The 13,561-nt window shown below is 62.2% G+C and carries 7 protein-coding genes and 1 pseudogene; 5 read left to right on the forward strand and 3 right to left on the reverse strand.

The window, feature by feature from the left end; translation table 11 throughout:
• The first annotated feature begins 253 nt into the window (after window positions 1-253).
• Window positions 254-1,408, forward strand: a complete 1,155-nt coding sequence (gene dcm / locus G6027_RS17345; protein ID WP_241727240.1) for a DNA (cytosine-5-)-methyltransferase — start codon at window positions 254-256, stop codon at window positions 1,406-1,408.
• Window positions 1,409-1,452: 44 nt separating this feature from the next.
• Here dcm and G6027_RS17350 read toward each other — a convergent pair whose 3' ends face one another.
• Entirely contained in the window at window positions 1,453-3,981 is a 2,529-nt protein-coding gene (locus tag G6027_RS17350; RefSeq protein ID WP_182638221.1) for a double-stranded RNA binding motif domain-containing protein, read from the reverse strand.
• 915 nt (window positions 3,982-4,896) lie between these two features.
• Between G6027_RS17350 and G6027_RS17355 the strand changes: the two genes are divergently transcribed.
• The 3 genes from G6027_RS17355 to G6027_RS19550 are packed head-to-tail and all read left to right on the forward strand — an operon-like array spanning window position 4,897 to window position 11,031.
• Complete coding sequence (locus G6027_RS17355) at window positions 4,897-6,108, forward strand: DUF6361 family protein (protein WP_182638222.1); 1,212 nt, start codon at window positions 4,897-4,899, stop codon at window positions 6,106-6,108.
• Entirely contained in the window at window positions 6,101-7,888 is a 1,788-nt protein-coding gene (locus tag G6027_RS17360) for a phospholipase D family protein (RefSeq protein WP_182638223.1), read from the forward strand. Before G6027_RS17355 ends, G6027_RS17360 begins: the two co-directional genes overlap by 8 nt.
• Window positions 7,885-11,031, forward strand: a complete 3,147-nt coding sequence (locus G6027_RS19550) for a helicase-related protein (protein WP_182638224.1) — start codon at window positions 7,885-7,887, stop codon at window positions 11,029-11,031. Before G6027_RS17360 ends, G6027_RS19550 begins: the two co-directional genes overlap by 4 nt.
• A gap of 286 nt (window positions 11,032-11,317) precedes the next feature.
• Here G6027_RS19550 and G6027_RS17370 read toward each other — a convergent pair whose 3' ends face one another.
• On the reverse strand, window positions 11,318-12,781 hold the full coding sequence (locus tag G6027_RS17370; RefSeq protein WP_182638225.1) for an alpha/beta hydrolase: 1,464 nt from the start codon (window positions 12,779-12,781) through the stop codon (window positions 11,318-11,320).
• Between the two features lie 232 nt (window positions 12,782-13,013).
• On the opposite strand from G6027_RS17370, the gene G6027_RS17375 reads away from it, so the two are divergent.
• On the forward strand, window positions 13,014-13,376 hold the full coding sequence (locus G6027_RS17375; protein ID WP_241727241.1) for a transposase family protein: 363 nt from the start codon (window positions 13,014-13,016) through the stop codon (window positions 13,374-13,376).
• Window positions 13,377-13,487: 111 nt separating this feature from the next.
• Here the strand turns inward: G6027_RS17375 and G6027_RS19160 are convergent.
• Window positions 13,488-13,561: pseudogene (locus G6027_RS19160) on the reverse strand (ATP-binding protein); the annotation flags it as partial.

Below are 13,561 nucleotides of genomic sequence, written 5' to 3' on the forward strand. Positions count from 1 at the left end.
ATCGATATCGGCCTGCACAGCCCACCGCCGCACCGTCTCCTTGCCCAGCCCCAACCGGCGGCCCACCTGGTCACAGCAGGCCGTCAGCGACGCGAACTCACCCCGATGCTCGGACACCATCCGCAGCGCCCGCTCCTTGACCGCGGGATCGATCTTCTTCGGCATACAACCATCCTCCTCGACTCGAAAAGGAGGCGGCGGGAAACCTGGGGCGGTTCATACTGACGGCCCCGCACGCAGTACCAATTTACGCATGCTCAAGGATGTGCATATGCGCTCAGTGGGACTCTTCGCCGGGATCGGTGGCTTCGAAGTCGGTCTCCAGCGCGCTGGCATCGATACCGAGCTGTTATGCGAGTACTGGGACCCCGCAACCCGCGTGCTAAGAAGGCGCTTCGATGCCGAGATCGTCGGTGACATACGTGACCTAGAGTCACTTCCTTTGGTTGAGGTTGTCACCGCAGGCTTCCCGTGCACAGACCTCAGCCAAGTCGGCCGCACCGCTGGGATCGCAGGTAGCGAGTCTGGACTCGTGCGGGAGGCCTTCCGACTCATCGAGAAGGCGCCGCCACGCTGGGTCGTTCTTGAGAATGTGCCAAACATGCTGAGCCTCGGCAGGGGAGCGGCCATGTCATTCATCGCTGAATGGTTCGAACAGCGAGGCTGGAACTGGGCGTATCGAACAGTTGACTCCCAACACTTCGGACTCCGCCAACGTCGTCGTCGAGTGTTTCTCGTGGCGTCTCGTACAGAGGACCCGCGTGGCGTCCTTTTTGGAGATGAGGCTGGTACTCCTAAAATCAGGTCTTCCCACACCGCTTATGGTTTCTATTGGACCGAAGGAAATCGTGGCGTTGGTTGGGGTCTAGGTGTGACGCCGACGCTCAAGGGCGGTTCAAAAGTTGGTATCGCCTCACCTCCCGCCGTGTGGCGCGTTGAAGGCGAACTCGGCCAGGCGATTGCGCGGCCCAGCATCAACGCGGGGGAGAGACTTCAGGGCTTTCGATCCGGCTGGACGAAGGTGGAGTCGAAGGAGGGTCTGCGTTGGAAGATGGTCGGCAATGCAGTATCGGTGCCCGTGGCGGAGTGGATCGGCGCAGGCTTAGTCGCGCCGAAGGACCCGGTAGATGTCAGTCGTAGAAGCCTCGTAGAGGGACAACGTTGGCCATCAGCAGCTGCGTCGATCGGAGGGAAGCGGGAGTCGTGGGAACTAAGCGAACGCCCCCTCGCAAGGCGCGCGCCCCAGTCTTTATCGGCTCTGCTTGGAGCATACGGGCTACAGCCGTTGTCATATGGCGCAGCTCACGGCTTTTACACCCGTCTCCAGGCGAGCAGCCTCAGGGTGCAGCCGGAATTTAAGGCAGCCCTTGCTGCACACGTCGAAGCGTCTCGCTTGGTGAAAAATTAGGCATTGGTTGGCGGTGTCGAAGATGTCGAACCCGGACCGCTGGCCTAGCTAGTCGGGATGGGAAGAACCGCGTTCGTCGCCACACTTATCGCAGCAACGTCCTTGACGTTCTCGCTTGCCAGGGCGGTTTCAGTCAGCTCCAGGACATCGGTCAACGCGTCCGTGAGACGCGACAACCACGGGGCCGAGTGCTTCGGAAAAGTGGCCTCAGCTACCGCGCCGATGATTGCTTCTGCCCTGTCCGGCCAGATCGGAACGGAAACAGAGTAGATATCTGATTCCGAGCTCCAGAGCAATCCCGGGTACATCGCTTGAACGATCTCGGAGACCGGCTCCATCATGTTCGGCAGATCGAAACCCTTTACCTGGAACGAGAGCGTCTTCCCGTAGTCCGTCTCCTCCTCCAATGAGTTGGATTCTGCGCCGGATTCAGACGTGAGTACCTCCACCTGATCCGCCAGGAAATTCGTCAGTCCGCTCACGGGCTCCTCGCCGGCAGAATCGACCAGCAACTCCCACAGCAGCGAGAGACGAGCAGGTTTGGTTCCTTCCAACCAGTCCCGTGCAAACTGGTGGCCGAGTTCTGGATCCTCACTCCGCCTCGGAAGAAGCCTGTTCACCAGCGACGACAGCGTGCGGTGACGCCAGTCGTCGACCATCTGCGTGTAGAAGCTGGACAGGACGTTCAGCGTCTTACCGCTGCTGGACTCGCGTAAGGATGCAGACTTCAGAAGATCGGACACCTCAGTCGCCCACGCCACGTAGGCGCAGACATCCCCGCCGAGGATGTAGCCGAGCGCGAGAGTTTCTTCGCGGACTGCGCGCTGATAGCTCAGCTCGTTTCGCTGGGCGCGGTTGATATCCGCCAGGACGAATGCGCTCCGGATGGCGCTCGACAGCTTGTGGTCTTCCGGCGAATGAAGCTCGTCGCCGACAGCCAGGGCGAGCACGCGCTCTGCGGTCCGGTGCTTTGCGCCGGTGAAGTTGCGCTCAACTTCTCCGTGGATCGTCAACGCCACAGGCTCGGTCATGACAAAGTCGGCCCGGACCTCAGGCGCGTGCACCGGGCCGCTCACCGTGCGCTCAAGCCAGAATTCGATGCCGTGGAGCTTGAAGAGTTGGTGGGCCAATGTGACACTGTCGAGCTGGGGTGACAGGGATGTGAGCCACTTTAGCAACTCGACAGGCTGCCTTCTGGCCAGCTGGTCGCCGTTGGTACGCCACGAAACCGCGAGGAACGCCTGGGCGAAGTCGGACTTCTGAGATTCGAAGAGCTGCATCCCTCGAGACTTCAAGACCCCTTCCTCGACGGACAGGGAGTCGAAGAACTCGGCCGTCGATAGTGCATTTGCGCTTATCCCGGCGAGCGCATCGTCCTTAGGGGATAGGGACTCGCCCAAAAGTTGAAGGGCGCAACTATGGAACGCCAGCAAATTGAGCACCTCGGCACCTTCGGTTGCGAGTACGCCATTCTCTCTTTGTGCAACGGCGGCGGTGGCACCCTGGTTCTCATGGACCCACGACTTGTGGGTGAGGGCCTGAGCCATGAGGCCACGATCGGAGGCCTCAAAGCGTTCACATAGACGGCTGACTGCTCGCCGGTGCTCGGCCGTCGAATTCTTGTACGGCAAGGGGCGAACCGATGGCTTCGAGTTGGTGTCCGAGGTCAAAGGTCGCTCAGCCTCAAAGTAGACGGCGGGCGCCACCTTTTTGAGGAGCTTGCGGCTTGCTTCACGGCGCGCCACCTTCTTGCTCGCGGCTTCCGCCCCAACTGTCATGCCTCTCAGGCTCATGCGTGCTGAAAACTGGGCTTCGTGATCCGGCCCGACCTTCTCGTACTCCACGTCGGCGTCTCGTCCTCCATTGTTCTGGAGCAGCGTTATCCAATCGATGGACTGAACGTTGAACCGAGGCGAAATAATTTCTTGCGGGACAACCTTGAGAAGCTCGTCGATCGAAGTCTGTGACGCGGTGACCAGCGCGCACGCTCCGGCGACTTGGCTGGCGACGACGGACGGCGCTTTAGTCTTCCTTCCAGTGCGTGCTGCCAGTAGCTCGCCCTTGCCGAGGTGGATCGATCCTTGCTCCTGTAGCCACCGCCCAATGCCCGCGATGACTGGGGTGAGGGTGGTCATGGCTCGAGAGCAGTCCGCGCTGGAGGCGTACTCGCCGCGAATGTCTCGCATGCGTTCCAAGGCCGAAAGCCGAATCCATGGGCGGCCGATCGCCTCAAGAGCGGCCAATGTCGAGCCTGTGATCGCCGGGTCCGGAGAGTTCTCGTAGAGGTAGCTCGGGTGGAGGCACGCGAGCTTAATCCAGTTCAACGTGTCCGTAGTCATGGGAATGTTGCTGCGTTCTAGAAGCTTAAGGAGCCCCGGCGACAAATCGGGAAGCTCGATCCCCGACGGTAGCGCCGGAAACGCAGTCGCCCATTCGGTCTTGAGGTTGCGATTCTCCTTGCGACGGTCAGACTGATCCTTCGGAGCTCGTTGGCTGGTTAGTTGGATTGGCGCAGGCTTGGACTGTGCTTGGACCGGCACAGGCCTGAATCGCGGGGCAAAGTGATCGGACATCCTCCTACTCACCCACGGAGTGGGCTGGGGATGCTGGCCGGATCGAACTCGCCGCTCGACAGCTAGGCACTCGTCCACGTGACTTGATTGGCCGGCGGCCACAGCGCGCGAGCGCACCTTGGCCAGCGCGTGGACATACAGGTCGACGCTGACGGATTGATGGGCGGTAACGGCGATGCGTCTGGCGAGGGAGGCCTGCCGAAGCCGCTTTGCCATCACGTGAAGCGGTTCGGGAGGGGGAGGGGTCCTCAGGCCGGTAATGCCAACCCACCGATTTCCAAAGCTGTACGCCGTCACCGTGACAAGGCTCTCATATTGGTGAGGCGCAACGCCGGCAATCGGGGGAGCGCCGGCCTTCGGATCTTGGGGTGACCACGTCGGGCGCAGACCGGCTCCGTCGAATTGCCCCAGCCACGTCTCCCTCCCGTGCCAATGTTCCGAAGGTTCTACCACATTCCGAATTCGACCCGGCATCGTGGTTTCGACCGGTCAGGAAACCCGCCAACGATACCGAGTACTGGATTGCGGCGCCCACCTGGGCGAATGTCTATTATCCGAGCACTATGTCTCTGTTTTCGACGTAACGGAAGTCGTGCTACTTCACGCCGAGCTGGCCACCCCTCAGATTCTGACTATTAAGACAAGCGGGGTGCGCGTCCACATCCTGGGCATCGACTCGGAGGCCATGGAAGATTGTCCGCGACGTTCTCGCCGTTCGCCTGTTCTAGCGTCGATCAAGCTTCGGCGCTCCGAAATACGCCCTCGGCCGCCGCAGTGGACTCGGCAGCTTCCTGGGTTCACGTAGCTTGCACCCGTCGAACGCCTGCAGCCGCTTGTCGCCAGCAATCAGACAGGATCCGGTCGTCATGGCGGGGTTCATCCCCTGTGTCAGACCAGGATGTCACAGTAGAACACGTGCCCTCACAGATCGCGTGGCTCGACGCGTCGAGCGAAGAACAGCGCCGAATGCGCGACATCATCAAGCTCTTCAGCGAACGTGAAGCAAGGGATGAGCTCGGGATTGGAACGATCCGTGACGCAATGAGCGACATGTTGTTCCCCGGAACCTCGACACTTCATACGCGTGCCCGTTACCTGCTCTTCGTTCCGTGGAGCTTCATGGAGGCAACCGGACAGCGCAATCCCATGGGCGCTGCCGATCGTTCCGAACGGACGTTAATCACGGCCTTGAAATCTGCGGTGGACAATGGGGGGCGTTTCGGCGCTCAGGCAGGCACCGATCTGAAGAACATGCCTTCCGAGATCTACTGGGCTGCGCTTGGGCGGTACGGCATCCGTATGGATCCGGTTGCGACGCGGGAGTGTGTCCTAGGAGACAACGAGGCGGGCCGTGGGCGCTCGGCAGATGATTCCGCTGAGACGCCGGCTCCGTGGCACGGAAGTATCCCGGGTGCCCCGGAGGGTTTCCCCGGATCGGTGCCCAGTGGCTTCACACTGACCCGGGAAGAAGCCGAATGGTTGAGGGAACGCATGCTGACTGCAGCGCCCGGCACTTTGCTTGAGCACTATATCCACCATTCGCCGACGGCAGGGAGCGAGTTCGCGTGGGACGATCCCGCGGTTACCGCGATCTCCAGTGAGCTCGAAACCTCGGTCGGACATGCAAGGGCGTTCTCGGCGGTGATTCATGGTGCGCAACTGCTCTACAACCTAATGCTGGCCGAGCAGTACCGGGACGCGGGTCATTCAGGGCAAGAAGGACTGTCGGAACACTACCGGGGCGAAATGGGAATTTGGGCTGAGAATCTGCCCAACGAGGTAGATCTCGATCGGTGGGATTTACACGACATGATCGGTCTCGCTGAAGCGCAGCGGTCTCGGCCGGTCCCATTCTTGACCGTCCAATTTGTCGAACGTTGGACCGAACAGCTCCGCCAACACTCGCCGGAGTCCGTTGGTGACCTCGACTCCGCACGCTCGCTCATCGTGGAACGGGAGCAACGGATGAAGCGCAAGAATGGCCGCCTCAACTCTGACATGCACCTCGCTAGCTGGGGAGGTGCGGCAGGCGCGTCACGGCTGACATTCCGCTGGAGAAACGTCCAGCGGCTGCTCGGCGACCTGCACGACGGCCTCAACTCCGAGGACGTGGGAGCCGATGCTTGAACCGCAGTCCCGGATGGCGTTGACCGAACAGCTCGCTCCTCCTCCCGGGTTTGAACTCCTGCACGCGGTCGGGACGACTTTCACACTCGAGCTCGAGACAGCCTTGGGCATACCGCTGTCGTTCGCATCTCGCCGAATCAGCGCCGACGACGGAGAACTCGGGATCTTTGAAGCAGTCCGGCGTGCCACGGATCGAGTCGATATTTTTGCCCAGGCCGGCGCACTGACAGAAGGGACCCGCTCGAAGCTGTTGGCGTTCCTCGAACCAATGATTCATCCCGTCACCGTGCCGCCTGGGACACTATTTCATCCAAAGGTCTGGTTTCTCGAGTACGGCTCCGGCGAGGAACGCGCTTACCGCTTTCTCTGCGCGAGCCGCAATCTCACCGCCGACCGGAGCTGGGACCTGCTCGTACGACTCGATGGGTTCGTAACCGAGGGCGAGGACCTCGCCGCGGCGGGGGAACTCAACGCGCCACTGGTCACGTTTCTGAAGTCCCTGCCCGGGCGCGCCGTACGGGAACTCGGTAATCAGAGGTCCGGTCGGATAGACGGTCTTGCAGTCCGGTGGGCCGGTATCGAATGGGAGGACCCGGCGGGGCTGGACCTCGTCGGCTTCCACGCCTTCGGCCTCCCGAAACCCGCGACCCCTGACCTCAAAGGGACCCGCGCACTGGTAATTTCGCCTTTTGTCTCCGACTGGGGACTGGCGGAGCTCCGTCGGGAGATCACACAAGAGACTGTGTTGCTGTCGCGCGCCGAATCGCTGGATAGGCTCGAACCAACCAGCATCGACAACGCTCTCGATACGCGGATCCTCGACGAGATGGCGATAGAGGAGGACCGCCACGAGACCAGCGTCGAGCGTTTGACCGGACTACACGCCAAGCTCGTGGTGATCGACTATCACCGCACCAGTTGGCTGTTCGTGGGCTCATCCAACGCCACCGAGGCGGGGTGGTCGAACAACGTCGAGGTAATGGTGGAGTTCCAGGGGAGCAAAGCCAAGGTGGGCGTGGACGCGATCCTCAAATCGCTGACCGACATCACCCAGCAGTACTCGGCCACGGGGGGAGAGCCGGAGGAGGAGAACGAGCAAACCCGTCGCAAGCTGGACCGCGTCCTGAGGGAGTTGGCCGGACTAAGACTCACGGTCACGGTCATCGGATCCGGCCCCTTTGACCTTTGGGTCACTACATCCAGTCGACTGGAGAATGTCCTAGAGGATGTTCCTGACGATGTGACGCTCGGCTGGCGGCTCCTGCGCCAGAAGGACGACAGACAGCTGTATGAACTCACGCAAGACGGAGGAGCGGAAGTCACGAACGTCGGCCTTGTCGACGTCACACCGTTTATCGAACTCAGCGCCACGCATTCTGACGGCACCCGCCGCCGGGCCCTCGCGCTGGCGCGCCTCGAAGGGGACCCCGCGGAACGCCGACAGGCGATCCTCGCCGACCAGGTGAAGGACCAGGAGTCCTTCGTCCGATTGCTGACTCTCATGCTTGAACTGACACGCTTCGGCTCGGACGCCACCTGGCGGTTCGACCACACTGGACTGCTCGGCTTAACAGACGCCGATCCCGGGGCAGGGATCGGACTGTTCGAAGCCCTACTCCGGGCAGTCGCCGTGGGGCACGGAGGCCTAGCGGAGGCAAAGAATTTTATCGACTACCTTTCAAGACACAACCACGACGGCAGTCTCATTCCGGACGGGTTCGAGACCCTGTGGGATGCGGTGTGGGCTGCACACGAATTGGCACAGGGAGGCGATTCGTGACTGAAATCGACCTAGATCGGGTACTCGACGGGCTCAAGCCGTTCCAACGCGATGCGGTCTGCCATGTGGCCACGCGCTTTTTCGGCGAGCAGTCCGATGAGGCGACCGGGCGGTTCCTCATCGCGGACGAAACTGGCCTCGGCAAGTCGATCATCGCCCGTGGCGTCGTCGCGGCCACAGTGGACCACCTCCGCGGTGTGCGCCGCGGCCCGATCAACATCGTCTATGTCTGCAGCAACATAGATCTGGCCAAGCAGAACTTGCGACGACTCAACATCACCGGCCGGGTCGAGAAGGAACTCACCACCAGGTTGTCGCTTCTCGCGTATCACACGGTCACCCTCACCAATTCCGAGGATGACGGGATTAACCTGCTTTCGCTAACGCCCGGGACATCGTTCCAGGAGGGGCAGCGGCAGGGACAGGTGGAGGAACGAGCCTTGATCGTTCGGCTCCTTGAGAGGATGACCGAGCCACAGGGGAAGGCCCGTCGCGCCGGTCGGGACGTTCTGCAGGGAAAGGTCCGCGAAAGTTCCACCTTCGCCGGATACATAGCCACTGCGGGTGAGAAACCGCTCGACGAGGTGATAGCCGCGGAGTTCGAGACGTTGGCCCGAACCACTGGCGCACTCGACCGATACCTCGAGCTACGCACGGAGTACGTCAACAACCCGCGCAACCGCGTTTCACTTTGGGATCGCACTCAGCGATCGATAAGCGAACTCAGGCGAGTGCTGGCGAGGGCCGGCGCCTCCAGGCTAGAACCGGACCTGCTCATCCTGGACGAGTTCCAGAGGTTTCGCGACCTGCTCGACCCGGACAGCGGGCCGGCGGGTGAACTCGCCGATGCTCTGCTCGGACAGGATCAGACCAAGGTTCTGATGCTGTCCGCGACCCCGTACAAGCCGTTCACCCACGCCAACGAGGACGGAGAGGATCATCACCAGGATTTTCTGGCTACCATCCGATTTCTCACAAAGGGCGGCGAGCAAATGGTCGCAGATGCTCTAAGTACCTACCGCCGCGCGATCACATCGGGTGGGGACTCTGCCGCGCTTGCGGCACAGACCGTCCGCGAGGCGCTCATCCCTTACATGACGCGGTCGGAGCGGCCACCACTCGGCCAGAACGAGGACCTAGTCACCGTCGTGCCGCTGGGTTCGCAGCACCCCACCCCGGGCGACATCAGAGACTGGGTGACATTGCATCAATTCGGTGAGGCCGTAGACGCCCCGGTAAGTCTGGAGCACTGGAAATCAATCCCGTACTTCGCCAACTTTATGGATGGCTACCTCCAGGAGACGCGGATCCGTTCCGCGCGAGAAGCGCTGGAAGAAGGGCGCCCCGGCCCGGCCGAGATCGTCCGACAAGCTCTCGTTGCGACCCGCTCACTGGACTCCGACGCGCTCCGACAGTTCGCCCCGCTGGACCTGGGCAACGGCCACCTGCGCGCGCTTGCGGATCGCACCGTGGGCCGGGGATGGTGGAAGCTGCTCTGGCTGCCGCCCTCAATGCCGTACTTAATGCCCGGGCCGGTCTTTTCAGACTTCGGACAAGAAGTCACCAAGCAGGTCGTGTTCTCGGCATGGTCCGGAGTCCCCAAGGCGATCGCAGGACTGCTTAGTTATGAAGCCGACAGGTTGGTCGCCGCAGACCGAACCTTCTGGGACGAGAACTCCCAGGAGGGACGAAAGTCCGTCGCCTCCCGCCGTCTCCAGTACCGGTTAGACGGTGACCGCGCAGCGTCAATGTCTACTTTGGCGCTGTTCTGGCCCCACCCCGAGCTCGCACGGATCGGGGACAACCTGGCCGCAGCAAGGAATGCAGCTCAACGGATAGACGCAGAGAAGCTGGTCGAGGACGTGGCGGCCGGGCTGGGAACCGAAGGCGACGCCGAGCACGCCTCCGACGCCTTTTTCTCCTACGGGGGGGCAATCCCTGAGGAACTTTTCGGCCAGACTGCGGACCAGGTCGTCTCAGGGCTCCAGCAGCACGACGCGGACGGCGAAGTCACCGGACGGGGAGACAAGGGCCTGGCTGCGCATGTGGCCCTGGCGCAGGAGATGGCCAGCTCGGCGAGAGGACCCGGAGCCGTCCGCCCGGGGCACTCTGATCTCCCACGGCTGGCCGCGTTCTCTCCCGGCAACACCGCTCTCGGCGCCATCAATGCCATTGCGGGAGAGTCCTCCACGACCGCAGTCGGGCGGTGGACGGCGGCACTCCTCCTGGCGGACGGTCTACGAGGCCTGTTCAACCGTCCGGCTGCGCTGGCCCTGCTCGACACGCTCTACCCGGATCGCGGAGTCCTTTGGCAGAACGTCCTGGCCTACTGCGCGGACGGGAACCTCCGGGCAACCTTGGACGAGTACCTCTTCCAGCTCCAAAGTGAAGCCGGAGGCGGCGAGCTTGACGACGAGAAGCTGCTCCTGCTCGCCGGTCGCGTAGTTGAGGCCATCGGTATCCGTCGAGCCACCTACCGTGCTCACGAGACGACCCTCGAACGTGAACAGATCCAGCTCAGTTCACGATTCGCGGTGCAGTACGGGGGTGTTGGCCAATCCGAGGCAGGTCATTCTGTTCGTCAGAGCGAGGTCCGACACGCGTTCAACAGCCCTTTTGCGCCATTCGTCCTCGCATCAACCAGCGTAGGGCAGGAGGGGATAGATTTTCACTGGTGGTGCCACTCGGTGATCCACTGGAATCTTCCCTCTAATCCAGTCGACTTCGAGCAACGAGAGGGCAGGGTCAACCGGTTCGCGGGTCACGCCGTCCGCAAGAACGTCGCCGACAGGCATTGGAGGGACGTCTTGGCCTCGACGAGCAGCGCGCCCTGGACCGAGGCTTTTGATGCCGCCGAGGAGCAGGAGAACTCGTTGGGTGAGTTCTCCCCGTGGTGGGTGTATCCGGGACCGAGTCGGATTCACAGAGTGATCGCCGAGTTCCCGCTGAGCAGAGACATCGCCAAGTATGCGCGGCTCACCGCGGCGTTGACCCTGTACCGCCTCACCCTCGGGCAGCCTCGGCAGGAGGACATGGTGCAGTTGCTAAAAAGACGCGGCCTTTCCGTCGAACAGCTGCCGACCATCGACCTCCGTCCGCCGCCGAGCCCGCGTTACCGGACAGAGATCGTCGCAGAGGGTTGACCATGAGCTCGCGGGACTGGGCGGTTATCCGGGAACAAGGGAAGGCTTGAACGCCGTGTGCCAGCAGTGCGTCTCCACGGTCCCACCGGCTGCGTGTAGTTGTCGTGTCAGCGCGAGGGCGCCTGCCTCCACGAGTTGGCCCGCGGCCACCGCGAAGAACGTGGGAGGGACGACTACGGGGTCCACGTCCAGAATCGACCGCTGGCCGCGGGCCAGCTGGGAGAGCGGAAAGCCCAGTTGACAGGCTCACCCAAAAGACGAGGTGTCCTCTGGACATCGAGTAGGACTAATTGACTGCTTTCATGCCCAAACCGTTGTCGTTGGCGAACTCCATGAGGCGATTGATGGTGTCCCGGGTCTGTACGAGTTGCATGAGCTGCTCGGACTTGGGGTCGCTAAACTCGGTGAGCTTGTTGATATGACTCGCGACAGTTCCCTCGGCGAACGTGAGCGATGACCACAGGTGGGGGTCAGGTTGCTCGCCGACCAGCTTGAGGGCGTGTGATGACGCGACGCGGATAGCGAGACTAGCCGGGTCGCTGACCACTCCGTCGTCGCCTCCCTTAAGAGTCGCTGCCGCGGTGGTCACCATGGCGCCGGTGGAGGCGAGCCCACTGAGGAGTGCCAAACCACCGGCCATCCCGCCCGGCCCGAATGCGGCGAGCCCGCTTGTTATCGCCGCCGCGCCAGCTGCTGTACCCATAGTGGCGATCCCTATCGGCCCAGCGGCGATAAGCGCGAGGCCAGCTGCGGCCAGTGCCAGCCGGCCTGCAGGGAATCCTCCACTTCGCGCCAGCACCTTCCGGACGTCTGTGATGGCGTCACGAACGCGACGACCATCCCCCGAGGTGTAACCGAGGTCGACAAAAAACTCAGGGATTGCTTCGGTCTGGGCGTCTCCAATCTCGATCTCGAAGGGTTGGATGATGTTCGTGAATGACACCATGACGACCCGGCGCACCGCGTCGTCCAGTTCGAGTCGCTGGGGGAACTCGGGGAGCTGCCACTGAGCAAGCGCCTCGACCTCCACGGGGAGGCTCGAGCCCTGAGGAAGACGCTGACGGACGCCATCGACGAACTCGTCGCTGAGAACCCGGAGGGTGTCTTCGTACCGAGCTGCTGTGTCCTTCTTTCCGATTTTTGAGGCGACGCGCAACCCGTACGAGATAGTGAACAGGGCATCGCTCTCGGTGTCATCAATACGGATCGCGATCTCGGTGCCAGTAGAAGGCACATCTTCTGGAGGCCGGAGTGCATCAGCGACGAGCATTCCGACCGCAGGGTGCGCCAAGTACTGCTCCGCGCCATGAGCGAACGGGTTGTTCTTTGCGAACGGGATCTGGATCCGGAAATCCTGGGCACCGGGGAACACCGACGCGAGCCCGCGTCCGGCTGTCACCGGATCCATCGGGACAAAGAAGTTCGTCCAGTCATCAACTCGTGCATAAGGGAACCGCTTGAGGAGGCGCTCGTGCTTCTCATGCAGGATCTGGGCTGACCCTGGGCTACCGATTGTGATGAAACGCGAGACATGAAGCTTTTCGGGAAGATGATCGATCAAATCGATAGCGATGATGCTTCCGAGACTGTGTCCGATCAGAACTATCTCCCCGGACTCCGGCAGTGTCTTAAGAATCTGCGTGAGCACAGCGGCTCTGAGACCCTCCTCGGACATGTAGTTGTAGACCTGCTTGAGGACACTCGAGTTGATGCCAGCTTTCTGCAGCGGGGTGACGACCGAATCAGGCATCCGTCGCAGTCCGAATCCCGTAGCTAGTCCCGACTGCTCAAGGAGTCGCTCGATCCGTGCCTGCCTGCGAACAAATGCGCGACGGTCGGGGCGATCATCCTTCACCGGCTCTTCCGGATCCGAAGTGCATAGCGGGGTTCGCCGGTGACGTGGTGAGGCACAGATGAAGGGGTCCTGGGGCGTGTGAAGATGCAGGTTCTCACACCGCGCATCGAACACCCCAGGACCCACTTTGAACGCTACCGCCAGCCTGCTTGCCGACACCATCTGCCGCACCGTCGAACTCGGGGTGACCATCACCGACGCCGCTGTCGCCGGGGAGTTCACGCACCTGTTCTGCTCCCCAGTCGCGATCGACCCAGTCTGCGCCGACTGCGGGGTCGCGGGCCGCCTCCGAGACCACGTCGAGCGCAAGGTGACCGATCTGCCGATCGTCGGCCACCCCACCCGACTGCACGTACGGGTACCGCGATTCACCTGCGACAACCTCGAGTGCGAGACGAGGATCTTCCAACAACGCATGCCCGCGTTGGCCGAGCCGCGGGCCAAGACCACCCGGCGGTGCACCCGCTGGATCCTGCAGCGCCTGGCGTGAGTATTTGGAGGCTTGGGGGCCACCGGATATTGCCTCTGGGGGCCAGCAGTATTGCCGTTGGGGGCCAGTGACCGCGTCGGTCGGGGCCACTGGCCTCCCGTGGGCGTCTGGCTAGTGGTTCGCGGCGGTGTGTTCGCGCATGTTGTGCGTGCCGGTGTCGATCCAGAGGGTGTTGTGGACGATGC

The sequence above is a fragment of the Dietzia sp. SLG310A2-38A2 genome (assembly GCF_014145095.1).
Taxonomy (GTDB): Bacteria; Actinomycetota; Actinomycetes; order Mycobacteriales; family Mycobacteriaceae; genus Dietzia.